Genomic DNA, 23606 nt, shown 5'->3' with positions numbered 1-23606 from the left:
GTCCCGCTCATCCGCCGACTGTCCCCGCAAGCTGAAAGATCGGGAAATACATCGAGACGACAATGCCGCCGATAATCAGCCCCATGCCCGCCATCATCAACGGTTCAATCAGGGTCGTCAATCGATCCAGGCGTCGCTCGACCTCACTCTCATAGTATTCGGCAACATCGGCCAGCATTTCAGGCAGGGATCCCCCGGCTTCACCGACGGAGATCATCCGCAGGGCAATATTGGGGAAAAAGCCGGCCCGCTCAAAGCTCTCCGAGAGCCCCATTCCCTCTTCAACACGTCGCGTCGCCAGAACAATTTCCCGCTCCAGCGCCCGGTTGTTAAGGGTCCCGCGCGCCATCTGCAGCGACTGGATGACAGGAATCCCGCTGAGCAGGGTGGTCCCGAGAGTACGACAGAAACTGAGCAGAGCATATTCACCCAGCATGGGGCCGAAAAAAGGCAGTTTCAACTTGAAGCCGTCAAACCAGAACGCTCCCTTGTCCGAAGCCAGGAAGGTTCGCAGCAGGATGCCCAGCACAACCACGGCGGCAATCAGTAACGGCAGGAATTCTGTCAACCCGTTGGCGATGCCGATCACGATGCGCGTCATCAACGGCAATTGAACGTTGGCATCAGCATAAATCTGGCTGAAACGCGGGACAACAAAAAGCATCAGAAAAAAAACCACCAGCACCACGGCGATAACCAGCAGCATGGGATAAAAGGAGGCATTTTTAACCTTGGCTTTCATCATTTCAAGGCGTTTCTGATATTCGATATAACGACCGATGGTCACCGGCAACTCACCGGTCCGTTCCCCCGCCTTGACCGAGGCGATGTAAAGATGGGGAAACGCGCGGGGGAATTTCCCCAGCGCCTCAGAGAGCGATGCGCCTCCCCTGATGTCCTCGCGTATCGCGTTGAGCACCTCATGCATCCCCCCGCTCTCCTGACGGTCGAGCAAGGTGTCAAGGATCTGCAGAATCGGCAATCCGGCCTTGAGCAGAACCATCAGTTCCTGGTTGAAGGAGAGAAAACGTCGGCTGCTCCAGCCACCGCGGGTACCGACAGACTGCGCAAGCCCCTGAAAATACCGGCGACGGATCTCGAAAACATAAAACCCCTGCTCACGCAGGTGTTCACGCAACAACTCGCGACTGCCGGACTCGAACTCCCGCTCAACCACACGTCCGTCAGAGGTGCCTATTTTACAGACAAAGGAAGGCATAATCGTCTTAAGATACCATAAAAACAGGGCTGTTTTCACGAAAAAGCTTAACACCTGAATCAGGGAGTTTATGCCGGATGGAGAATGCAAGTGCCTGTCCTGAAAACGGTTTCCAAAAATCCGAGGTGCCCCCATAGGTTCACCGGTGATTTTTGGAAACCGCAGACAGGACAATGGCTTGTGTTATCCGCCAGCAATGAACTCACGGATTCAGGTTGCACTTCGGACGGGGTCGAAGAAATAGACCGAAGTGGAAACGTCCAGGCAAAAAGGCCGACAGAAGACTGTCGGCCTTAATACGTTTCAGTTCATCCGGTCCTGATATTGCCTTCCTCGTGGGACAGTCACCGATCCGGACTTCAGTAGCTCAAGGCATCGTGCTCAACACCGTGGCAACTCAGGGTACAGCTGCCATGGCGGGACGCGACTCCCTGGGCCTTGTATTCGAGTCTGCCGTTTGCGGCCGGCCGTACCACATCCTCGTTGAACCGGATCAGGTACTGATTCTGCTGGCTGCCATGGGCATCGTGACAGGTAAAACAGGACGTGCCCGCTTCGCCACGGGAGCGGTCACCCAGAATATGCAGACTGTGCAGGGAGAAACTCTCATCTCCAAGGATACTGTTGCGATCATGACAGGTGTAGCAGAGCTGATAAGCGTAATAGCTCTCATTGCGCCCGTCATCCATCTCGTAATTGTATTTCAACAGCCCTCGGAAACGTGACCCGTGCGGCCCCCGGGGCCCATCGACCTCGTCACTTCCATGACAGGAACTGCAGCTCAGCATCGAAATGTCACCCGGACGCTCCTGCGTTTCGTTATAAGGCTCAAGCAGGCTGATCACATACTTGTTCCGCCCCTCACCCTCAACCGGATGAAAAGACCGATTGGTCACCTTGAACTCGAGATGTTTATCCGTTGAGTCCACGGGAAGATTGGCGCTACTGGAATGGCACCGGTAGCAGAGTTCATATTCATCCTTGATGTCAGCAATGAAATTCCCCACCCGGCGACCCTTCAACCCCCTGAATGGAGCTTCGGCACTGACCAGATGGGGGTCATGACAATCAACACACTCAGAATGCCGGGTGGCATTGACAATTTCTTCGGGCAGGGCCTCCCCCTGGCGGTGGACCCCCTTTACATCGAGGACCGGGTGGCGATAGGGCTTGACAAGCTCGGCCTCGATGTTCTTCAGCCCCCCCGCTTGCTTGCCGAGATACCCGCGCTCCTGCATGGCCGTCCGGTTGACAGTCGACCCATGACAGGAAAGGCAACTGCCCTCCTCCCCGGAAATCGACATATTCATCCCCCGATGACAGGCGCGACATGTTTTCGGCAAGGCCTGCCTGTCTCCGTGCGCGCCTTGAAGCTTGCCGCCACGAGATAAAGCAGCCCAGGAGGTGGATACGGAAATCAGAAAAACGAAGCAGAGAAGAAGGTATCTCATGACATTCACATCGTTTTTAAAGGTTATGCTGCGTGCCGGTGTTGTTCGGCGGCGCAACATGGCAGGCATCACAGGTCGTTGAATAGTCGGTGGCCTCAACTCCGGTGTAATTGCGCCAGAAAGGCAACGAATAGCCGACACCGCGCGTATTGACGTGAGGATCGTGACAGGTTGTGCATTGCATCCGTTCGAGGCTGTCCCGCGGCGCCTGACTGTCGATCGGCGGCATCTGGTACTCGGTACTCGTTTTGCGACCGTTGATAAGCCCCATAACGGTCGCATTGTAAACAAAGGAGATCGGATGGGATTTCGCCAGATCAATCGTTCCCGAAGCCGACATGGTCATGGAAGAATCAATGATTTCACCACTGATCACCTCTCCGATGGCGGTCACACCATCGTGGCAGGAAAGACACATGCGGGATGCTCCGTTCGGATACTGAATACTGGCATCCGTATTGGTATATTTCGCGGCGCCGATCGTTTTGATTTCAACAACGCCGCCATAAAGCGGGTATGAAGAATCGGGCAGCGCCAGATCGGGGCGGTTCCACAGAGGCGTCTGGGGGTCGCCGCCATGCGGGGTATGGCAGAAAACACAGATACGATCTTCTCCGCCGGCGGCCGCATGGATGTTACTGCTGCTGAGGGAAGAGAGGTTATGTGGATTGGAATTGTTACCGTTATTGAAGCCCAGATCCTTGGGTCCCGGACCGGCGGCAAAAATCTGTCCGCCCGAAAAGAGCAATGAGGCGAATATGAACAGGAAAAAATATTTTGACATACGACTCGTCTCCAACCAGAACAGATTCTAACCACGGAGCCCGACAGTCGCAATATATGCAACATTAGGACCAAAAACCACAATCCCGGCTACCCGGTCCCGAAGAGTCCTCAATCCCCCAGATATTGAAACATCTGCACCCGGTGATTAAAGCTGTCCACCACATACAACCGGTCACTGTCGTCGAAAACCATGCCGGCGGGCATATTGAATTTCCCGGGAACATTGCCGGGACCGCCCCACCCCAAAAGCAGTCTTCCGGCCAAATCAAACACCTGGACATTGTCAAATGCCGCATCAGTCACGTAAACATGCTGGGCGGAATCGACCGCGACACCTCGCGGCCGGGCAAAACTCCCCGGCACATCTCCCAATTGACCGATGCTGCCGAGAGATGCCCCGTCAGGAGAAAAATATTCGATCCTGAAGTTCATGGTATCAACAACAAAGAGACGTCCCGAACGATCGACCGCAAGGCTTCCCGGCAGACTGAACAGGCCATCCGCCGTCAATCCGCTTTTCTGCTCGCCGAGATAGCGACCGTCAGCGGCAAAAATCTTGATGATGTGGGCCAGGGTATCGGCGACATACACACGCCCGTCCGGTGCGACGGCAAGCCCCGTCGGACGGCGGAACCCTCCGGGCGGATCGAGCAACCTGACAAACTTCAGATCTTTATCCGTAACAAAGACCCTGCGCAGACCGGAATCGGAAACATACAACTTGCCGTCCCGCGGGTCCCGGGCGATACCGACCGGGGAAAGCAGGGTCCATTCACCGAGCCGCCGCCAACTTTCCACCCGTTTCCGTGCAAGGTCGATCATCTGCACGGCCCGGCCCTCGGTATCGGCCACCCACATCCGCCCGTCACCATCCACGGCGATTCCAAAGGGAGTGAGCATTCGGATATCAGCGGTCTTTTCTCCGGTCAACCAACTGAACACTTTCCCGCTCTGCTCTTTTCCGGCCAGATCGTCGGCCGCCTGGACACTGCGCAGAAACTGAATCCGCGGAGGTGCGGGCGGTTCCGGCCAGAGCAGTTGTTGACGCGCACGCGCCCAATCAGGATCGTGGCCGCCGGCACCGGCACATCCATAAATAAAAACCAGCAGTAAAACGGGGAAAAACCTCATCTCTGCAACCCGCTACTTGAGGAATCGTTCAACCTTGTATTTCTTTTTCAATGAACTCATCCACTTTTCATAAAGCTGATCGCGATCCTCCTTTTCCAACTTCAAGCGGATCGTTTTAGCCATGTCATCATAACTGAGCTGGGTTGGCGGATTGATCTTGTGCAGCTTGATAATGTGATACCCGTAAAGGGATTCGACGGGCCCGACAATCTCTCCGGGCTTCATTTTTTTAAGCGCGGCCTCAAATTCCGGAAGACTTTGTCCCTCATGGAACAGGCCGAGGTCACCTCCAACCCACTTGCTGCGATCATCGGAGTTGTAATAAGCAAGGTTGAAAAAGTCTTCACCTGCCTTGGCCCTGGCAGCGAGATCCTCAGCTTTCTTCTTCAGCTTGGCCCGCTCCTCTTTGCTGCTGCTCGGATCAACCTTGACCAGAATATGGCTGGCGTGGAACTGCCGCGGACGCATGAAGCGGGATTTATTTTCCTGATAATACCTCTTGACGCGCTCTTCGCTGACCGAAACCTTGTCCGTAACAGCCTGCTTCTCAGCCGCGGCGGCCAATAGCCCCCGATACAGGGCAGCCCGAAACTCATCAATCGTTTCACCACCAAGCGCCTTGGACAATTCATCATCGGTCTTGAACCGTTTCCGGTAGGGCTTCATTTTCTCCTTCAGGGATCCGGGAGGAACGGATATTTCTTCATCCAGAGCATACTGAACCTTGAGCGCCCGCTCGATAAGTTCCTCATAAGCCTGCGACTTGATTTTCGCCATTTTCTCGGCGGAAACACCGCTGTGGAAACTGCCCTGCAGGGGGATAATCTTGTTAATCCGCCGCTGCAGATCGTATACGGTCACCGGGATACTGCCGACTTTAGCAACAATCCTCGGGGTCTCGGCGGCCCAACAGAGAGAAGAAATCGCCAGAACAAACAGACTTGCAAGAATCAGCCGACAGCACCTTTGCCAAATCATAGAGACTCCAGAGTTTCTGAACCCGGGAGGGTTCAAGCGGGTTAAAAAGTTTTCTGACAGGTTGCTGATATTAAGGGCAGGGGGCGGGCAAGTCAAGTAAGGCCCACCTAACGGGCAAAGGCGAGCCCACTGGGGCTCGCCTCTGGAAAATGGCGGGGCTGACGGGACTCGAACCCGCGACCTCCGGCGTGACAGGCCGGCGTTGTAACCGACTCTACTACAGCCCCTGAAAGTCTTATTTGTTTTGGTGGGCGAAGAGGGGCTCGAACCCCCGACATCCTGCTTGTAAGGCAGGCGCTCTCCCAGCTGAGCTATTCGCCCGAAAATAATGGCGGGGCTGACGGGACTCGAACCCGCGACCTCCGGCGTGACAGGCCGGCGTTGTAACCGACTCTACTACAGCCCCGCAACTGAAAAAGACAGAAATAGGAAACAGAAAATAGTGGAAGACTTGAGAAAACTATTCTCTGTTTCCTATTTCCGCGTGGCCGCCAAAAACGACGGCCACGCGTGAAACATCAGGTTTGTTCGCCTAGTTGACCGCGTCCTTCAGAGCCTTGCCGGCTTTGAACTTGGGGGTCTTGGCAGCCGGAATGTTGATCGGCTCACCGGTCTGGGGATTCTTGCCGGTACGGGCGGCCCGGTCACCAACACTGAAAGTGCCAAAGCCGACGAGAGCAACCTTGTCGCCAGCCTTGAGGGCGTCAGTGATAACACCGGTGAAAGCTGCCAGAGCCTTTTCGGCATCGGCCTTGCTCAGCCCTGCCTTTTCCGCCATCGCATTTACAAGATCAGCCTTGGTCACAACAAACCTCCATTTATAAATGATTGATAAAGCCCTGCTGAAAACGGGACATATATAGCAGACTCCAAAAAATGAAGTCAAGCACTAAATACGGCAAAAACCCTAGTGTCGCACAGCCTCTTCGGCACTCTCGGAGTAGGCACTCTGCCCGAGTACGGCATCTTCCTTCCCGACCTGCAGGGCCGCGGAAATTACGCCATCCATATGAGCAACGGGTACGACTTCCAGATCTTTGCGAACCTGACTGGGCACCTCTTCAAGATCCTTCTCATTCTCCTGAGGGATCAGGACACGACCGATACCACCACGACGCGCCGCCAGCAGCTTCTCCTTCAGACCGCCGATCGGGAGCACCCGACCCTGCAGGGTGATTTCGCCGGTCATGGCCACATCACGATCAACAGGCCGTCCGGTCAGAGCTGAAGCCAGGGCCGTTGCCATGGTAATGCCCGCGGAAGGTCCATCCTTGGGAATCGCGCCCTCGGGAACGTGAATATGGATATCCAGCTTGTGATAAAAATCCTTGTCAAGCCCCAGTTCCCGCCAACGGGAACGGACATAACTCATGGCCGCCTGGGCCGACTCACGCATGACCTCGCCAAGCTTGCCGGTAACCGTCAATTTCCCCTGTCCCGGCAGGACCACAACCTCGATGGTGAGCAACTCACCGCCAACCTCGGTCCAGGCCAGTCCGGTGACCAGACCAACCCGATTCTGCTGTTCCTTGACACCAAAATTGAACCGCGGCACGCCGAGATATTTTTTGACCTGTCCGCCACCGACCACGAAACGCCTGTCCTTCCGCCTGGACTTGACCACCTCCCGGGCAATCTTTCGACAAATGGTGGCAAATTCCCGCTCAAGGCTGCGCACCCCGGCCTCACGGGTATAGTGACGAACGATTTCATAAATGGCCGCATCCGAAAAACGTACCTGATCAGGGCTGAGGCCATGAGCCTCAAGCTGCTTGCCGGCCAGGTAGCGGCGGGCAATATGCAGTTTTTCCTCTTCGGTATAACCTTCGATGCGGATGATTTCCATGCGATCCTGCAGGGGGCGCGGGATATTGTGCAGCGTATTGGCAGTCGTCACGAACATGACACCCGACAGGTCATACTCAACATCGAGAAAATGATCCCCGAACGAAGCGTTCTGTTCCGGATCAAGAACTTCCAGCAACGCCGAGGAAGGGTCCCCGCGAAAATCGGTACTCATCTTGTCAATTTCATCGAGCAGGAAAACCGGGTTTTTGACCCCCGCCTTACGCAACCCCTGAATGATCTTGCCCGGCATGGCGCCGATGTAGGTCCGTCGATGCCCACGGATCTCCGCCTCGTCACGAACGCCGCCGAGAGAAATCCGGACGAACTTTCGTCCCATGGCACGGGCGATGGATCGACCCAGGGAGGTTTTTCCCACCCCCGGCGGACCGACCAGGCAAAGAATGGGGCCCTTGATCTTTTTCGCCAGCGACTGCACGGCAAGGTACTCGAGAATTCGTTCCTTGACCTTCTTCAGACCATAGTGGTCAGCCTCAAGAACCTCTTCGGCATGAACGATATCGAGTTGATCCTTGGTGCCTTTTTTCCACGGCAGGGCAATCAGCCAGTCGAGATAATTGCGAACGACGGTCGCCTCGGCCGACATCGGCGACATCATTTTCAGCTTGCGCAGTTCAGCGAGGGCCTTTTCGGTCCCCTCCTTCGACATCTTCTTCTGCTGGATATTTTCCTCGAGTTCGCGCAACTCCTGCTTGAACTCATCCTTTTCTCCCAGCTCTTTCTGGATGGCGCGCATCTGCTCGTTGAGGTAATACTCCTTCTGGCTGCGCTCCATCTGGTTCTTGACCCGGCTGCGGATCTTCTTCTCGATCTGCAGGATCTCGACCTCCCGCTCCAGCAGACCCAGCAGATTCTCCAGCCGCTCCACCGAATCCATGGTCGCCAGGATCTCCTGTTTTTCGGCGATTCGCACGTTCAGGTGGGCGATAATGGTGTCGGCCAGACGGCCGGCCTCACTGATTCCCTTGACCGAGGAAACCATCTCCGCCGGCACTTTTTTGCTCAGGTTGATGTAATTTTCGAACGCGTCATTGACACTGCGGATCAGCGCTTCGATTTCGGCTGAACCGGAATCCCGATCCTCAAGGGCCTCGATGGAGACAAAATAACAGTCATCCCGCTCCATCATCGCCTGGATATGGCCACGCATCTTGCCCTCGACCAGCACCTTGACAGTCCCGTCGGGCAGCTTGAGCATCTGGATGACCTGGCCGACCGTACCTATCTCGTAAATATCTTCGGCCTGGGGCTCATCGTTTTTGGGGTCTTTCTGCGTCGCCAGAAACACCAGCTTGTCTTTTTCCATCGCCCCTTCAAGGGCATTGATGGAACGCGGCCGGCCGACGAACAACGGGGTGACCATGTGCGGGAAAATGACAATGTCGCGCAGAGGGAGAAGCGGCAGAAGCTCGGCAGAAGGCTCCTGTCCGGAGTAATCCTCAAGAATTTCAGTCATAATAATGAGCGGCTCCGATGGCCGGGGGCAAAGCCCCCTCAGGCCGATTCAGCACAATCGTAAAGTACAATCGGACGGGATCGCTTGAGAATGGTCTCTTCGTTGATAACCACCTCCTTGACCCGGTCCTGGGAAGGAATGTCGTACATCACCTCAAGCATGGCCGTTTCCAGGATCGAACGCAGACCGCGGGCCCCGGTTTTGCGTGTCAGGGTCTCCCTGGCGATGGCCACCAGGGCGCCGTCAGTAAATTTGAGGGTGACATTCTCCATCTCGAAGAGTTTCTGGTATTGCTTGATCAGAGCGTTTTTCGGCTCTTTGAGAATCTCGATCAGGGCCGTCTCGTCGAGTTCCTCAAGGGTGGCGATCACCGGCAGACGACCAACAAACTCGGGAATCAACCCGTATTTGAGCAGGTCGACCGGCTCGATCCGGGACAGGATTTCCCCCAGATTCTTCTCTTCCCGCGACTTGATTTCGGCACCGAAGCCCATGCTTTTGGCGCCGCAGCGACGGGTGATAACATCCTCGATTCCGGCAAAAGCACCACCACAGATAAAGAGAATGTTGGTGGTATCGACCTTGAGGAATTCCTGTTGCGGATGCTTGCGACCACCCTTGGGAGGCACGCTGGCGGTGGTCCCCTCGATGATTTTCAACAAGGCCTGTTGAACACCCTCACCGGAGACATCCCGGGTGATCGAAGGCGAGTCGGACTTGCGGGCGATCTTGTCGACCTCATCGATATAGATAATACCCCGCTGCGCCTTCTCCAGATCGTAATCGGCCGCCTGCAACAGGCTGAGGATGATATTCTCAACATCCTCGCCCACGTAACCGGCCTCGGTCAGGTTGGTGGCATCGGCAATCGCAAAGGGAACGTTCAAGACCCGGGCCAGGGTCTGGGCCAGCAGGGTCTTGCCGCTGCCGGTGGGACCAAGCAGCAGGATGTTGCTTTTCTGAATTTCGACATCCTCGTTCCGGGCGGCATACTCGACCCGCTTGTAGTGATTGTAGACCGCAACCGCGAGGATTTTTTTCGCCAACTCCTGGCCGATAACGAAATCGTCAAGAATATCCTTGATCTCGGAAGGCCGGGGCAATTTAGCGTCACCGTCCCCCGTGCCTTCATCAAGCTTGGCCTCTTCCGCGATGATATCCTTGCAGAGGTCGATACATTCATCGCAGATATAGACCGCGGGACCGGCAATCAGTTTCTTTACTTCGTCCTGAGCTTTTCCACAGAAGGAACAGCTCAACTCGCTGGACTGATCATCTCTTTGGCTCACACATCACCTTCCCGGGATGAAAAGGGATCACCCCTTCCTGGTAACTATATCGTCCAGAATACCATACTCTTTAGCCATGGCACCACTCATGAAAAAATCGCGTTCGGTGTCGACAGCGATCCGGTCGAGAGCCTGACCGGTATGGTCGGCCAGAATCTGGTTGAGCTGGTCCCGCATCTTCAGAATTTCTTCGGCGTGGATCTTGATATCCGATGCCTGACCCTGAAACCCACCGAGGGGCTGATGAATCATGATCCTGGCGTTGGGCAGCGCATAGCGTTTGCCCTTCTCACCGGCCGCCAGCAGGACAGCCCCCATGCTGGCCGCCTGGCCGACACAGATGGTCGATACCGGAGCCTTGACATGCTGCATGGTGTCGTAGATGGCCAGACCACCTGTCACGACACCGCCCGGCGAATTGATATACAGATGAATATCCTTGTCCGGATCTTCCGATTCGAGAAAGAGCAACTGGGCAATCACCAGGTTGGCGACATTGTCGTCAATCGGCCCACCGAGAAAGATGATGCGGTCCTTCAGCAACCGGGAATAGATATCATAAGCCCGCTCGCCACGACCGGTCTGCTCAACCACCATCGGTATCAGGGTCATGATCTATACCTCCGCCGGGGATTCGGATTCTTCAGCCGGCTGGTTTTCCGCCAACTGATCCTTGCTCACTTCAGTCACGGTCGCCTTTTCCAGAAGAAAGGCAATAGTTTTTTCTTCAACGATCTGGGATTTCAATGAATTCCGGGCCTCATCGTTGTCGTAGTACTTCTTTACCGCATCCAGGGAGGCGTTGGCCATGGCGGCAATCTCTTCGAGCTTACCGTCAATTTCTCCGTCCTCAACCGCAATATCTTCCTGGCGGGCAATCGCTTCAAGAATCAGACTGCCCTGAACCTGTCCGACAGCCGTCTCGCGATACATAGCGGCGAAAGATTCTTCGTTCATACCGAGCATTTCCAGGGACATGCCCTGCTGCTGCATACGGTTGCGGATATTGTCGAGCATGTATTCCAGCTGCTGCTGAACCATGGCCTCCGGCACGTCAACCGGGTTACGCTCCACCAGGACCTTGACCAGACGCTCACGCAGCTCACTGTCGATCCGGCCGGTTTCCTGCTCACGGTAGTTTTCAGCCAGCTTCTCCTTCAGCTCGGCGAGACTGTCAACGCCGTAGCCCTTGGCAAACTCGTCGTCGAGTTCAGGAACTTTCTTCTCCTTGATTTCGTGCAGCCGGACCTTGAAGACCGCCGGCTTTCCGGCCAGATCCTTGTTGCCGTACTCTTCCGGAAAACTGACCTCGATCTCTTTTTCCTCGTCCCGCTTCATGCCGACCACCTGCTCCTCGAACCCGGGAATGAACGATCCCGATCCGAGTTCCAGAACATGCCCCTCGGCCGTGCCGCCTTCAAAGGCCTCTCCGTCGACAAAACCCTGAAAATCGATGGTCACGAAGTCACCCTCACGGGCTTTTTTACGCTTGCTGACCTCCATCGACGAACGGGATTTCTGCATCTCTTCGAGACGATGATCCAGCAACTCCTGGTCAGGGGCGAAAATCTCCTTCTCCAGCTGCAGACCGGTGTAGTCGCCGGCCATCACTTCGGGTTTGACTTCAACCTCGGCAACATAGGTAAAGGGGGATCCCTTGGCAATCTCGCCCGACTCGATGATCTCCGGGTTGCCGACCGCCGGCAACTGGTGGTCGACCAGGGCCTTGAAATAACTGTCGTTGATCAGCCGGGTCAGTACCTTCTCGCGCATCTGCGGCGCGTAGTACTGCTCCAGCACCCGGGGCGGCACCTTGCCCTTGCGAAACCCCTTGACCTTGGCGGTCCTGGCAATTTCTCCGTACGCACGGCGAATCTCCTCACCGACCCGATCGGCGTTCAACTCAAAGGACAGTTTCTTGCGGATACTGCTGACTTCTTCGACCTTGACATTCATCTGATCACCTCTATTGAAATAGACTGACTCGGCTCCAGAACAAAAAGTCCGCAACCCGGCAAACGGGCTGCGGAAGCGCCCGCCGACGCGCAGCTGCTCACAGGCGACAGGGGGGATGGTGCGAGAGGGGGGACTCGAACCCCCACGGTTGCCCGCTGGATCCTAAATCCAGTGCGTCTGCCAATTCCGCCACTCTCGCGAAACCGACCTTGTTCCTGACCTCTTATCTTTGCCAAATAAGAAAGCCCACCCCTCTCCGCAGTCCCCCGCGGACTGTGCCGCGTATGTTCGTTACGGTTTCCGGGCGGGCTATCAATGTTGAAATGGGGTGAGTGAAGGGATTTGAACCCTCGACAACTGGAGCCACAATCCAGCGCTCTACCAACTGAGCTACACCCACCACAAGCGAGGGGGAATACTACCCAAAAGCAGATTGGCTGTCAAACCTAAAAAAACGTCTTCCAGCACGAATAAAAGTGGCACGCCAGGAAGGACTCGAACCCTCGACCCACGGCTTAGAAGGCCGTTGCTCTATCCAGCTGAGCTACTGGCGCTGAAACTATGGTCGGGGAGACAGGATTCGAACCTGCGACATCGAGTTCCCAAAACTCGCGCGCTACCAGACTGCGCCACTCCCCGGTTAACTTTATCTCTGACCCGCCGACGACACCCCACCAAAATCGTACGAATAAAAGAAAGATCACCGATCCATCACCGGCGGCTGTACGTCCTGACGGAGGCGGTTTTTACCATGCTCAGGCGAGCAATGCAAGCACCTCTTGTCTAAATCAACCACTTGGGCCGTGAGTTGGCAAGCTTTTCAGCTCGGTATTCATGTTCTGCCTGCCGGTCCGGCACCCGGTCGAAGGCCGATTGCCTTTCGAGCCACTCATTCGGTCCGCCAAAAATCGAGCTGTTTATCTCAACTTTACCTTCTCGGATTTGACTACGGCAGGCCAAGGTGGTGGAATGATTTTCCTATTGCAAAGCGGACTCAATTGGTTATTCTCAAGAGTGTTATGTTGAAGCTATTGGAAAAACTCGGTTATGAAAGTCTGTACCTGCTTGAAGTCACCGGCCGAATGGGCATTTTCCTGTTCTCCTGCCTCGGTCGGGTCCTGGCGCCGCCCTACAAGCTGAATCCGATCATCCGACAGATTCATTTTATTGGCAGTCGGTCAGTCTTTGTCATCCTCTTCACCGGAACTTTCACCGGCATGGTCCTGGCCCTGCAGGGTTATTACACGCTGCGCAAATTCGGTTCCGAAGGCTTGCTGGGCTCCGCCGTCGCTCTCTCCCTGCTGCGCGAACTCGGACCGGTCCTGACAGCGCTGATGGTCATCGGCCGAGCCGGATCGGCGATCACCGCCGAGGTTGGAATCATGCGCAACTCGGAGCAGATCGATGCCCTTGAATGCATGGCCATCGACCCCTACAAATACCTGATCGCTCCCAAATTCGTCGCCGGCCTGATCGCCATGCCGCTGCTGACCTTCATCTTTGACGTGGTCGGCATCTTCGGCGGCTGGGCGGTCGGGGTCGGCCTGCTCGACATCAACCAGGGAACATTTTTCCAGTCCATGTATAAAGCGGTCGCCTGGCAGGACATCAACATGGGTATCATCAAGGCGCTGATTTTCGGACTGCTGATGATCTGGATCTGTTCGGTCAAGGGTTATTTCCTGCACCTCGACCGTTCAGGGGGATTCGGCGCCGAGGGAGTCAGCCGCACAACAACCTCCGCGGTGGTACTGTCATCGGTATCGATCCTGGTCTGGGATTACCTGATCAGCGCCATCATGCTCTGACCTTCGACAGGTTCATTGCTCTTCAATCCCGGAACACGGACATGGATTCAGAAATTGTCATCGAACTGATCAATGTGGAAAAATCCTTCGGCAGCCAGAAGGTTCTCGACCGGGTCAACCTGCAGGTCCGCCGCGGGACAACCCTGGTCATCGTCGGCGCCTCCGGGCAGGGGAAAAGTGTCATTCTCAAGCACATGCTCGGTCTGGTCAGACCCGATGCCGGACAGGTCAAGGTCTTCGACAAGGATATTGCCAACTGCAGCAAATCCGAACTGAAAGAGGTCCGGAAAAGCTTCGGGGTTCTTTTTCAGAATGTCGCCCTGTTCGATTCGATGACCGTCTATGACAACATCGCCCTGCCCCTGCGGGAGAGAACCCACCTCTCCGAAGCCGAAATCCGGGCCAACGTCGAGGAGAAACTCGCCATGATGGACCTCGACAAGGCCGGCAACAAATTCCCGGCCCAGATCAGCGGCGGCATGCAGAAACGAGTCGGCCTCGCCCGAGCGCTGGTCCTCGACCCGAGCATTGTGTTTTTCGATGAGCCGACCACCGGTCTCGATGTCAACAAGAGCAACGAAATCTACCGCCTGTTTTACAAAACCCAGGCCCAGCTCGGGTATACCGCCGTCATTGTCAGTCATGACGTGCCCAAGATCTTCAAACTCTCCGACCACGTGGCGCTGCTGGCCAACAAGCAGATCCAGGGCTGCCTGACTCCGGAAGAATTTCAGCTTTCGGACAACCCCCACATCCGCAGCTTCGTCGAAACGACCATGGGGCCGATATATTCAAGTGAACGGGAGGAATCGAGTTTTTATGAAAAAGTTTAATATCGAAATAGCCGTCGGCCTTTTCCTGGTCCTGAGCTTCCTCTGTTTTGCCTATATCTCTGTCAAACTGGGCAATCTCAACCTGTTCGGCAACCCGACCTATCAGGTGGTCGCCCGTTTCGAGTCGATTTCCGGCCTCAAGGTCGGCGCCAATATCGAAATCGCCGGCGTCAAGGTCGGCCGGGTGGCCGCCATCCATCTCGACCAGAATGATTACGAGGCCGTGGTGAATCTTGAGATCAACAACAAGACCAGAATCCAGGAGGACAGCATCGCCTCGATCCGCTCCGCCGGAATCATCGGCGACAAGTACGTCAGTATTTCTCCCGGCGGCTCGGATGACTACCTGAAGGCGGGTGACGAGATCACCGAGACAGAGTCGGCCATCAATATCGAGGAACTGATCAGTAAATATATTTTTGAAAAGGATTAGCTTGATGTCCAAATTGATCACCGCGCTTCTGCTGACCATTTTTCTCGCCCTGCCCCTGGCCGGATTTGCCGCCGAGGTTCAACCGTCCACAACCGGTCCACGGGTGGCAACTGAGAACGGGCAGTCTGCCGTCGACACGGAGGACGATTTCGACGACCCCTTCGCCGATGAAGAGATCGTTGTCAATGACCCGATCGAACCCTTCAACCGGGCTATGTTCTGGTTCAACGACAAACTCTATTTCTATCTCCTCAAGCCCATCGCCCGCGGCTACCGGATCATTCCTGAGCCGGCACGGGTATCAGTCGACAACTTCTTTCGCAACATTGAAACACCGGTCCGACTGGTCAACACCCTGCTGCAATTCAAGATGGAAGATTCAGGCACGGAAATCGGTCGTTTCGTGGTCAATACCACCGTCGGCCTGCTCGGGCTGTTCGACCCGGCAAAAAGCTGGCTGGGGTGGGAAAGGAAAGAAGAGGACTTCGGGCAGACCCTCGGCCATTACGGCTCCGGCCCCGGACTGTACATTGTCTGGCCGGTGATGGGACCTTCCAACCTTCGTGACAGCGTCGGCATGGCTGGAGACTACTTTGCCCACCCCCTCTACTCCCCCCTCTATTTCAAGTTGAAAACCTGGGAACAGTATGCCCTCTACGGGCTCGACTCAACCAACAAGACCTCCCTTGACCGGGACACCTATGAAGGCATCAAGAAAGACGCGCTGGATCCCTACCTTTTTGTCAGGGATGCCTACCAGCAGTACCGGGAAGCGCAAATAAACCGGTAGAACAACATCCGTGATCCACGGTATACTTGGACCTGAATCAGTGAGCCCCTTGTCGGCGGATAGCACAAGTCATTAATCTGCCTGAGCTTCCCAAAAATCACCAGCGAACCTATGGGTGCACTTCAGATTTTTGGAAATCTCATTCAGACCAAGCGCTTACGCTCTCCATCCAACAGGAACTCACTGATTCAGGTTGGAGGAAATAAAATCGACTCTTAAGGAGAGATTCAATGACTGTTCGACATCTTTATCTGCTGGCACTGCTGTTCAGCCTGGTCTGGCCGGTAACCGCCGGCGCCAGCACCCCGAAGCAAGACATATCCGGCACCGTAGATAATATTCTGGTGGTATTGCGCAATCATGAACTTTCCGCCGAACAACGCCGCGAGCAACTCAGCAACCTGATCCGACAACGATTTGAATTCACCGTCATGTCGCGCAGCACCCTGGGTAAAAACTGGAGAAAAGCCAGCACGGAGCAGCGGCAGGAGTTCATGAAGCTGTTCTCCGACCTGCTGGAAGCGACCTATCTCGGTCGCATTGAAAGCTACACCAACGAGCAGGTTCTCTATGGCGAAGAAAAGGTCCGCGGCAAAAAAGCCCTGGTTAAGACCCTGATCAAAACCAAGACGGTCGAGATCCCGATTGACTACAAACTGGTCAGGAAAGAAAACAGCTGGTTCGTCTATGACGTGGTCATCGAAGGGGTGAGCCTGGTCCGCAATTTCCGCAGCAGTTACAACAGCATCGTTGCCCGGGAGGGCTTTGACGGCCTTTTCGGCAAAATGCGGACAAAAATCGCCGAACTGCGCAAGTAGAAAAGGCAGAACAACTATGGGACAAGCAACATCTTTTGTCTGTGACGGCGTCTGTGAAGAACGGCTCTGCGGTCGGATGAAACAGGAGTTGCGTTTTTTCAACTTCATGGAAGACGAAGACCTGGATGAGGTCAGCCATTATTTCGAATGCCGCCAGGTGCCGGCCGGACAGACCCTGTGGAAAGAAGGCGAACCGGGAACCTTCGTCGTCTTCATTATCAACGGCCGCATCGAACTGCGCAAGGAAACGGAATTCAAGGGGCGCAGCGTGGTCGTGGGAATCTACGGCCAGGGATCAATCGCCGGAGAACTCTGCCTGCTGGACCACAGTCCGCGGACCGAAACGGCCATCGCCCTCGACCATGTCGACCTGATTATTCTGACCGCTAACAATTTCGAACAGATGATGTCCCTTCATCCGGAACTGGGCAACAAGCTGCTGCGCGGCATGCTGTTGACCGTGTCCCGCAGATTGAAAAAATCGTTCGAACGTCTTGCCTCCATTTTCTGACCTCACTCCTTTCGCTCAAGAAGCCAAGCCTCCGATATCACGCTTTTTTTCTATTTCCAGCCTTTTCAGTCAAAAAAAACTTGCCACGATCTTGAGGTCATGATATAAGGCAAGGGATTCTTCAGGTTAACTCCAGGTAACAAATGCAAGTTTTCAAACGCAATAGCAGGAAAAGAAAACGGTCGCACACCTGAGGAAGGCGTGCGACTTTTTTTATTTCCAAAGGGTTCCAGGACCCGCAACTAAAGCCCTGCGAGGGTAAAAGGAGCAGAAGATGGCAGAAGGTGTTGTGAAATGGTTCAATGATGCTAAAGGTTTCGGTTTTATTGCCCAGGAGGGTGGCCCCGATGTGTTTGTTCACTTCTCCTCCATCCAGGCCGATGGTTTCAAGTCCCTTGCCGAAGGGGACCGTGTTTCATTTGACATCACCGAAGGCCAGAAAGGCCCGCAGGCCGCGAACGTCGCCAAAATTTAATACCGGCGAAAAGGAATACAGAAGCCCCGCGGTTCAATCCGCGGGGCTTTTTTTGTGCCCGGGCAACACTTCCCGCTCCTGTCGGCTACACTTGACCTGACAGTTGCTCGCAATCTGAACTCTGGAGTCATGACAATCATGCAAGAACCCCGCTTCCACCCGGGAGAAACCATTTCCGGTTTCCTGGTCCATGAAAATGAAACAATCGCCACCCTGAACCTGCAATTGATCCGCCTCGAACATCAGCAGACCGGTGCCCGCTACCTGCACCTGGCGACCGAAGATCCCAACAACCTGTTCGCCGTCGGTTTCCGCACCCCGCCGAAGGATTCCACAGGAGTCGCCCACATCCTTGAACACACGGTCCTTTGCGGCTCACGACGCTATCCGGTCCGGGACCCTTTTTTTTCCATGCTCAAACGTTCGCTGAACACCTTCATGAACGCCATGACGGCCAGCGACTGGACCTGCTACCCCTTCGCCAGCCAGAACCGAACAGACTTTGACAACCTGCTCGGTATCTACCTGGACGCGGTTTTCTTCCCGCTGTTACGCGAGCAGGACTTCCTCCAGGAAGGACACCGCCTCGAATTTGCTGACAGAGACAATCCTTCGTCAAAACTGACCATTCAGGGTGTGGTCTACAATGAAATGAAGGGCGCGATGGCGTCGCCATCTTCACTACTCAGCCGACGGCTGGCCCGCGCCCTCTACCCGACCACCACCTACCACCACAACTCCGGCGGAGAACCCTCCGAAATCCCGAAATTGAGTTGGCAGCAGCTCCGGGAGTTCCATGCCGCGTACTATCATCCCAGCAACAGCTGGCTGTTCAGCTATGGAAATTTCCCCCTCGCCGAGCACCTGGAGAACGTCGAGGAGCGGGCCCTGCGACACTTCACCCGCCGCCCGGTCGCAAGCGAAGTCCCATCAGAACAACGACTCGACCAACCACGCGTTGTCGAGGAGCCTTACGCCCTGGCAGCGGATGAGAACCCTCAAGGCAAATCGATGGTTCAGGTGGCCTGGTTGACCAGCGACATCGAGGACCACGAACTGCGCCTGGCGCAGAATCTGCTCTCGGTCCTGCTGCTCGGCAACCCCGCCGCCCCCCTCTACCGGGCCCTGCTGGAAAGCCGCCTCGGCAGCAACCTCGCCCCCGGATGCGGCTACCATGACGACAATCGCACCACCTATTTCGCCGCCGGGCTGCAGGGGACGGATCCCGAGCGGGCCGGGCAGATCGAACAGCTTATCCTCCAGACACTGGAACAGGCAGCGACCACCGGCTTTGAACCGGAGCGCGTCGAAGGGGCACTGCACCGCTTGGAATTCGTCAACCGGGAAGTCAGCGGCGACAGTTATCCCTACCCCCTGGGCCTGCTGATGCGCCTCTTCGGCCCCTGGCTGCACGCCGATGAAGCCGCCGCGCCGCTGCGCATCGATCTGCACCTGCAGCAACTGCGAAAACGCCTGCGTGACCCCGCCTACCTGCCGGAAATGATACGTCGCCTGCTGCTCGACAACCCCCACCGGGTCCGCCTGCTGCTGCGTCCCGACCAGACGCTGGAGACGCGGGAAAATGAACAGCTTGAAAAAGAGCTGCAGGCGGTCCGCGAACAGCTCGGACCGCAGCAGGCACGAGCGTTGATCAAACGCTCGGCCGAATTGCGGGCTATGCAGGAAGCCGAAGAAGACCTGAGCTGCCTGCCGACCCTCAGCCGTGCCGACATCCCCCCATCCGAACCCGTCGTCAAATCCGGACACATGATTTTCGATCACGGCACGATAACCCGTTTCGCCCAGCCGACCAATGGCATCTGCTATCTGGTCGGGCATCTGCGCGCCGATCGGCTCCCCCCCGCCCAGTGCGCAGACCTTCCTCTTTTCGCCGCCCTGTTGCCGCAGATCGGCGCCGGGAGGCGTGATTACCTGCAGATGGCTGCCGCCACAGAACGCTACACCGGTGGCATCCAGGCCGGCACTGAAATCCTCGAACAGCCGACGGCCGCGGCTTGTTTTCAGAGTACCCTGGTGATCAAGGGCAAGGTGCTGACACGGCACCGCGACCGGCTGCTGGAGCTGCTGGGCGACACGCTGCTCGCTCCCGACTTCAGTGATCTCGAACGGCTGCAGACAGTCCTCGGCCAATTCCGCAGTTCCCTGGAAAACTCCATCCCCGGCTCCGGGCACAGCTATGCCGCACGCTACGCGGCGGCCAGCCTCTCCCCGGCGGCCCGGCGGCGTGAAGAATGGAGCGGCATCAGCCTGCTGCGCCGCATCCGTACCCTGACCACGGACAGTCGGGAAAACCTGGAGGGTTTCGCCCAACGGCTCGATGCACTGGCAAAAACGCTCGCCGGAGAAGCCGGTCCCGCCTGGGCGGTCACCGCCGACGAAGCGGACCTCAAGACCCTCGACAAGTCCCTCGAAACCTTCCTGCAGCGCTTTCCCACGACCGACAGGAACATCCCGCCCGACGAAGAGCAATCGCACGGCAGTGCCCCCCACCACTGCGGACTGACCACCTCGGTTCCGGTCGCCTACGTCGCCCGGGTTTTCCCCACTGTCTCCTACAACCACCCCGACGCCGCGCCACTGATGGTGCTGGCCAAACTGCTGCGCGCCGGCTACCTGCACCGGGAAATTCGCGAAAAAGGCGGCGCCTATGGCGGGCTGGCCGGTTGCGATATCGAAGGCGGTACCCTCTCCCTCCTCTCCTACCGGGATCCGCATATTGTCCGGACCCTGGGAGTCTTCGATGCTGCCACCCACTGGGCCGCGGCCGCGGACTTTGACGACTCGGCCGTTGACGAGGCGGTGCTGTCGGTGTTCAGCGATCTGGATCGGCCCCTGTCCCCCGGAAGCCGCGGATCGCGGGAGTTCGCCAACCAGCTGCAGGGACTGACCCCCGAACTGCGCCAGCAGTTCCGCGAACGGGTACTCGCGGTGCGGGCCGCCGACCTGGCCCGGGTCGCCGAAGCTTACCTGGTGGCGAACCGTAAAAAGAGCGCGGTCACGGTTGTCGCCGGACGCGAGATGATCGAAAAAGCCAACCAGGAATTAGAAACCCCGTTGGCGGTGGAGGCGATTTGAGCCGGGCTACCTTCTTGAAGGGCGTTTGACCCGTCCGGTCGCTTCGGCGTTGAGAGGATCTTCCGGCCAGGGGTGTTTCGGGTAGCGGCCCAGCATCTCCTTGCGGACTTCGGGATAGACGTCGTTCCAGAAGGAGGCCAGGTCACCGGTCACCTGCAGCGGCCGGCCGGCGGGAGAAAGCAGGTGGACCTGGACCACGATCCGGCCCTCGGCCAGCCTCGGCGTCTGCGCCTGGCCGAACAGTTCCTGCAGTTTCACCGCCAGCACCGGGGTTTCGCCCGCCAGGTAATCGAGCTGAACGTCGCGGCCGCTCGGGACCTTCAGCCGCACCGGAACCCAGCGATCGAGCTGCCGCAGGGACCGAAAGTCGAGCAACGCCCGCAGCGGCGGCACCAGGTCCACCCGCTGCAAGGCGGCAATGCTGGAGACCCCGGAGAGGTAGGGTCCAAGCCACTCATCAAGCTGACCCAGCAGCCGCTCGTCGGTCAGCTCCGGCCATCCGGGTGGAGAGAGAACGTCCGCTACCAGCCGCATCCGGGCCAGCAGTTGCCGCGCCGGCGGCGTCCAGCCGAGCGTCTCGATACCACGTCGCCGCACGGCTTCCAGCAGGGCGGCAAGGACCTGCTCCGAACGCGGCTTAAAGGGGCGCTGCTGGACCCGCAGTTCGCCGATCCGACGCACCTCCCGCGCCTGCAGCCTCTGTCGGCGATCATCCCATTCAACTTCGGCGCGCCAGGGAGTATCATCTCCCAGCAGGCCTAGAACCTGGTCTTCCGCCAGGCTGCTGGCCAGCCGAATCAGGCCTTCACCCGACTGCCCCTGGATATCAACCGCGACCAGCCATTCCGCCCCTCCGGCCTGCGAACTTTCGGCCAGCAACGCCCCCTGTCCCCCGGACAGCAGGTAACGCCGTTCCGTCCCCGCCCGTCGCCGGGCGATACGGTCGGGGAAGGCTTTCGCCAGCAGCAGAGCGACCTGGCGTGAGTCGATCTGCAGCCGGACCCGGGAGGTTCCACAGCGGTCCAACCAGAACTGAAATGCCCGTGTCAGGGGCGGCCAGCGCCGATCCGCGTCTCGACTTCGCAGCCAGGCGAGCCGTTCGCACAGATCGCAACCACCACGGCCATCTCCGGAGACGCGCTCCCCCAGGGCGTCACGTTCACTGAGCAGGGCAACCAGGGCGCTGCCGGTAGCCGGGCAGTCCAGATCCAGCGCGTCAACCAGCAACCGCGCCAGGCGCGGATGACAACCGAAACCGGCCATACGCCGTCCGATCGGTGTCACGCGACCCCGTTCGTCGAGCGCCCGCAACTGCAGCAGCAGGCGGCGCGCCGCCTCCAGAGCCGAAGTCCCCGGGGGATCAAGCCAGGCCAGCTGCGACGGATCACGCACCCCCCAGCCGGCCAGCTCCAGCAGCAGCGGGGCGAGATCGGCCTGGCGGATCTCGGCCGGCGCGGCGGGCAGCAGCGCCCCCTCTTCAGCTTCGCTCCAGAGGCGGTAACAGTCTCCGGGCCCGAGCCGTCCCGCGCGTCCGGCCCGCTGCCGGGCGCTGGCCAGGGAGATGCGCACCGTTTCCAGGCGGGTCACCCCGGCGGCCGGGTCAAACCGCGGACGGCGTTCAAAACCGCTGTCGACCACGGTCCGTACCCCGTCGATGGTCAGACTGGTCTCGGCGATATTGGTCGCCAGCACCAGTTTGCGCTTTCCGGCCGGGCGGATCGCCCGCTCCTGGGCCGCGTAATCGAGACCGCCGTAGAGGGGGACCAACAGCAGATCATTATTCTCCGCCCAATCCTTCAGTTGTCCCTGCAGCCGGCGGATATCGGCGGTTCCGGGCAGAAAGACCAGCACGTCTCCCGCGGTCTCGGTTACCGCCCGCCGCACCAGGGCCGGCATGGCGTCCAAACGCCGACCGGCGGGAACCCGTTGCAGATGGTGCAGCCGAATCGGATGCTCACGTCCGGGACAATCGATCAGCGGCGCATCGTCGAGCATTTCGACCAGCGGAGCCGCCTCCAGGGTCGCCGACATGATCAGCAGCTTCAGATCCTCGCGCAGCCCGCTCTGCACTTCGCGGCACAGTGCCAGCGCCAGGTCGGACTGCAGGTTGCGTTCATGAAATTCGTCGAAAATGACCAGGCCGACCCCCTGCAGTTCGGGGTCGTCCTGCAGACGACGGGTGAGAATCCCCTCGGTCACCACCTCGATCCGGGTTCGTCGCGAAACCCGGCTCCGGTAGCGGACCCGGAAACCGACCGTTTCACCGACCGGTGAACCGGTCAGTTCGGCCATGTAGCGAGCGGCATTGCCGGCCGCCAGGCGGCGGGGCTCGAGCATCAGGATGCGTTTACCGGCCAACCAGGGTTCATCAAGCAGGGCGAGCGGTACCCGGGTGGTTTTGCCGGCCCCCGGTTCGGCCCGAAGGATAACTGCCGGAAATTCACGCAGGGTGTTCCGGAGTTCGGAAAGAATTGCTTCGATCGGCAGGGACGTCATAAAACCTGTAAGACGTAAACCTGAATCAGCGAACCCCTTGTCGGCGAACAGCACAAGTCATTGACCTGTCTGAACTTCCCAAAAATCACCAGCGAACCTATGGGTGTACTTCAGATTTTTGAAAATCTCATTCAGACCAAGCACTTGCACTTCCCATCCAACAGGAACTCACTGATTCAGGGTAAAATGGTGAGACGTGAGATGTGGAAAACTC

General features: G+C 57.4%; 19 protein-coding genes and 7 tRNA genes. 8 read left to right on the top strand and 18 right to left on the bottom strand.

The window, feature by feature from the left end:
- Nucleotides 1-7: 7 nt before the first annotated feature.
- The 17 genes from C2E25_RS05300 to C2E25_RS05225 form a co-directional block, all read right to left on the bottom strand.
- Nucleotides 8-1219: a type II secretion system F family protein gene (locus tag C2E25_RS05300; RefSeq protein ID WP_103114741.1), complete on the bottom strand. Its 1212-nt coding sequence runs from the start codon at nt 1217-1219 to the stop codon at nt 8-10.
- 359 nt (nt 1220-1578) lie between these two features.
- Nucleotides 1579-2562 carry a cytochrome c3 family protein gene (locus C2E25_RS05295; RefSeq protein WP_158247133.1) on the bottom strand — a complete coding sequence of 328 codons (984 nt, stop codon included), beginning with the start codon at nt 2560-2562 and terminating at the stop codon, nt 1579-1581.
- A gap of 124 nt (nt 2563-2686) precedes the next feature.
- Complete coding sequence (locus C2E25_RS17455) at nt 2687-3454, bottom strand: hypothetical protein (RefSeq protein WP_158247132.1); 768 nt, start codon at nt 3452-3454, stop codon at nt 2687-2689.
- Nucleotides 3455-3564: 110 nt separating this feature from the next.
- A complete protein-coding gene (locus C2E25_RS05290) occupies nt 3565-4587 on the bottom strand; it encodes a 6-bladed beta-propeller (protein WP_103114739.1) in 1023 nt (340 codons plus the stop codon).
- A gap of 12 nt (nt 4588-4599) precedes the next feature.
- Nucleotides 4600-5565 carry a peptidylprolyl isomerase gene (locus C2E25_RS05285; protein ID WP_103114738.1) on the bottom strand — a complete coding sequence of 322 codons (966 nt, stop codon included), beginning with the start codon at nt 5563-5565 and terminating at the stop codon, nt 4600-4602.
- Nucleotides 5566-5715: 150 nt separating this feature from the next.
- Nucleotides 5716-5792, bottom strand: a tRNA-Asp gene (locus tag C2E25_RS05280).
- Nucleotides 5793-5810: 18 nt separating this feature from the next.
- Nucleotides 5811-5886 (bottom strand) — tRNA-Val (locus tag C2E25_RS05275).
- Between the two features lie 8 nt (nt 5887-5894).
- A tRNA-Asp gene (locus tag C2E25_RS05270) sits at nt 5895-5971 on the bottom strand.
- A gap of 126 nt (nt 5972-6097) precedes the next feature.
- Nucleotides 6098-6370 (bottom strand): HU family DNA-binding protein, encoded by a 273-nt coding sequence (locus tag C2E25_RS05265; protein ID WP_085009138.1) that lies wholly within the window; start codon nt 6368-6370, stop codon nt 6098-6100.
- A 102-nt stretch (nt 6371-6472) separates the two neighbouring features.
- Nucleotides 6473-8887, bottom strand: coding sequence for an endopeptidase La (gene lon, locus C2E25_RS05260; protein WP_103114737.1), 2415 nt, complete (start codon nt 8885-8887; stop codon nt 6473-6475).
- Nucleotides 8888-8925: 38 nt separating this feature from the next.
- The gene (gene clpX / locus C2E25_RS05255) at nt 8926-10176 is read right to left on the bottom strand and encodes an ATP-dependent Clp protease ATP-binding subunit ClpX (protein ID WP_103114736.1); all 1251 of its coding nucleotides are present in this window, start codon (nt 10174-10176) and stop codon (nt 8926-8928) included.
- A 27-nt stretch (nt 10177-10203) separates the two neighbouring features.
- Nucleotides 10204-10788, bottom strand: coding sequence for an ATP-dependent Clp endopeptidase proteolytic subunit ClpP (gene clpP / locus C2E25_RS05250; protein ID WP_103114735.1), 585 nt, complete (start codon nt 10786-10788; stop codon nt 10204-10206).
- A gap of 3 nt (nt 10789-10791) precedes the next feature.
- A complete protein-coding gene (gene tig, locus C2E25_RS05245) occupies nt 10792-12132 on the bottom strand; it encodes a trigger factor (RefSeq protein ID WP_103114734.1) in 1341 nt (446 codons plus the stop codon).
- Nucleotides 12133-12248: 116 nt separating this feature from the next.
- Nucleotides 12249-12331, bottom strand: a tRNA-Leu gene (locus tag C2E25_RS05240).
- 125 nt (nt 12332-12456) lie between these two features.
- Nucleotides 12457-12532: transfer RNA gene (locus C2E25_RS05235), tRNA-His, on the bottom strand.
- Between the two features lie 77 nt (nt 12533-12609).
- A tRNA-Arg gene (locus C2E25_RS05230) sits at nt 12610-12686 on the bottom strand.
- A gap of 8 nt (nt 12687-12694) precedes the next feature.
- Nucleotides 12695-12771 (bottom strand) — tRNA-Pro (locus C2E25_RS05225).
- A gap of 380 nt (nt 12772-13151) precedes the next feature.
- On the opposite strand from C2E25_RS05225, the gene C2E25_RS05220 reads away from it, so the two are divergent.
- The 8 genes from C2E25_RS05220 (at nt 13152) to C2E25_RS05185 (ending at nt 20896) form a co-directional block, all read left to right on the top strand.
- Complete coding sequence (locus tag C2E25_RS05220) at nt 13152-13940, top strand: MlaE family ABC transporter permease (RefSeq protein ID WP_103114733.1); 789 nt, start codon at nt 13152-13154, stop codon at nt 13938-13940.
- A 41-nt stretch (nt 13941-13981) separates the two neighbouring features.
- The gene (locus C2E25_RS05215; RefSeq protein ID WP_103114732.1) at nt 13982-14773 is read left to right on the top strand and encodes an ABC transporter ATP-binding protein; all 792 of its coding nucleotides are present in this window, start codon (nt 13982-13984) and stop codon (nt 14771-14773) included.
- Nucleotides 14760-15206: an outer membrane lipid asymmetry maintenance protein MlaD gene (gene mlaD / locus C2E25_RS05210; protein ID WP_103114731.1), complete on the top strand. Its 447-nt coding sequence runs from the start codon at nt 14760-14762 to the stop codon at nt 15204-15206. Before C2E25_RS05215 ends, mlaD begins: the two co-directional genes overlap by 14 nt.
- 4 nt (nt 15207-15210) lie before the next feature.
- Complete coding sequence (locus C2E25_RS05205) at nt 15211-15996, top strand: VacJ family lipoprotein (protein ID WP_103114730.1); 786 nt, start codon at nt 15211-15213, stop codon at nt 15994-15996.
- Nucleotides 15997-16226: 230 nt separating this feature from the next.
- Complete coding sequence (locus C2E25_RS05200) at nt 16227-16814, top strand: MlaC/ttg2D family ABC transporter substrate-binding protein (RefSeq protein ID WP_103114729.1); 588 nt, start codon at nt 16227-16229, stop codon at nt 16812-16814.
- A 16-nt stretch (nt 16815-16830) separates the two neighbouring features.
- Nucleotides 16831-17325 (top strand): Crp/Fnr family transcriptional regulator, encoded by a 495-nt coding sequence (locus C2E25_RS05195; RefSeq protein WP_103114728.1) that lies wholly within the window; start codon nt 16831-16833, stop codon nt 17323-17325.
- Nucleotides 17326-17599: 274 nt separating this feature from the next.
- A complete protein-coding gene (locus C2E25_RS05190) occupies nt 17600-17800 on the top strand; it encodes a cold-shock protein (RefSeq protein WP_085009163.1) in 201 nt (66 codons plus the stop codon).
- A 138-nt stretch (nt 17801-17938) separates the two neighbouring features.
- Nucleotides 17939-20896, top strand: coding sequence for an insulinase family protein (locus C2E25_RS05185; protein ID WP_103114727.1), 2958 nt, complete (start codon nt 17939-17941; stop codon nt 20894-20896).
- Between the two features lie 6 nt (nt 20897-20902).
- Here C2E25_RS05185 and hrpB read toward each other — a convergent pair whose 3' ends face one another.
- Entirely contained in the window at nt 20903-23392 is a 2490-nt protein-coding gene (gene hrpB, locus C2E25_RS05180; protein ID WP_103114726.1) for an ATP-dependent helicase HrpB, read from the bottom strand.
- Between the last annotated feature and the right edge of the window lie 214 nt (nt 23393-23606).

The organism is Geothermobacter hydrogeniphilus (assembly GCF_002898515.1).
Classification (GTDB): domain Bacteria; phylum Desulfobacterota; class Desulfuromonadia; order Desulfuromonadales; family Geothermobacteraceae; genus Geothermobacter_A.
This window is presented reverse-complemented; position numbering and strand designations above follow the sequence as displayed.

Bases quoted from the DNA above. Each gene is read 5' to 3' on its own strand.
- C2E25_RS05195 (WP_103114728.1), top strand. From the start codon at position 16,831: ATGGGACAAGCAACATCTTTTGTCTGTGACGGCGTCTGTGAAGAACGG.
- hrpB (WP_103114726.1), bottom strand. From the start codon at position 23,392: ATGACGTCCCTGCCGATCGAAGCAATTCTTTCCGAACTCCGGAACACC.
- C2E25_RS05285 (WP_103114738.1), bottom strand. From the start codon at position 5,565: ATGATTTGGCAAAGGTGCTGTCGGCTGATTCTTGCAAGTCTGTTTGTT.
- C2E25_RS05215 (WP_103114732.1), top strand. From the start codon at position 13,982: ATGGATTCAGAAATTGTCATCGAACTGATCAATGTGGAAAAATCCTTC.
- C2E25_RS05185 (WP_103114727.1), top strand. From the start codon at position 17,939: ATGCAAGAACCCCGCTTCCACCCGGGAGAAACCATTTCCGGTTTCCTG.
- C2E25_RS17455 (WP_158247132.1), bottom strand. From the start codon at position 3,454: ATGTCAAAATATTTTTTCCTGTTCATATTCGCCTCATTGCTCTTTTCG.
- mlaD (WP_103114731.1), top strand. From the start codon at position 14,760: ATGAAAAAGTTTAATATCGAAATAGCCGTCGGCCTTTTCCTGGTCCTG.
- C2E25_RS05190 (WP_085009163.1), top strand. From the start codon at position 17,600: ATGGCAGAAGGTGTTGTGAAATGGTTCAATGATGCTAAAGGTTTCGGT.
- clpP (WP_103114735.1), bottom strand. From the start codon at position 10,788: ATGACCCTGATACCGATGGTGGTTGAGCAGACCGGTCGTGGCGAGCGG.
- C2E25_RS05200 (WP_103114729.1), top strand. From the start codon at position 16,227: ATGACTGTTCGACATCTTTATCTGCTGGCACTGCTGTTCAGCCTGGTC.
- tig (WP_103114734.1), bottom strand. From the start codon at position 12,132: ATGAATGTCAAGGTCGAAGAAGTCAGCAGTATCCGCAAGAAACTGTCC.
- C2E25_RS05290 (WP_103114739.1), bottom strand. From the start codon at position 4,587: ATGAGGTTTTTCCCCGTTTTACTGCTGGTTTTTATTTATGGATGTGCC.
- lon (WP_103114737.1), bottom strand. From the start codon at position 8,887: ATGACTGAAATTCTTGAGGATTACTCCGGACAGGAGCCTTCTGCCGAG.
- C2E25_RS05300 (WP_103114741.1), bottom strand. From the start codon at position 1,219: ATGCCTTCCTTTGTCTGTAAAATAGGCACCTCTGACGGACGTGTGGTT.
- C2E25_RS05220 (WP_103114733.1), top strand. From the start codon at position 13,152: ATGTTGAAGCTATTGGAAAAACTCGGTTATGAAAGTCTGTACCTGCTT.
- C2E25_RS05205 (WP_103114730.1), top strand. From the start codon at position 15,211: ATGTCCAAATTGATCACCGCGCTTCTGCTGACCATTTTTCTCGCCCTG.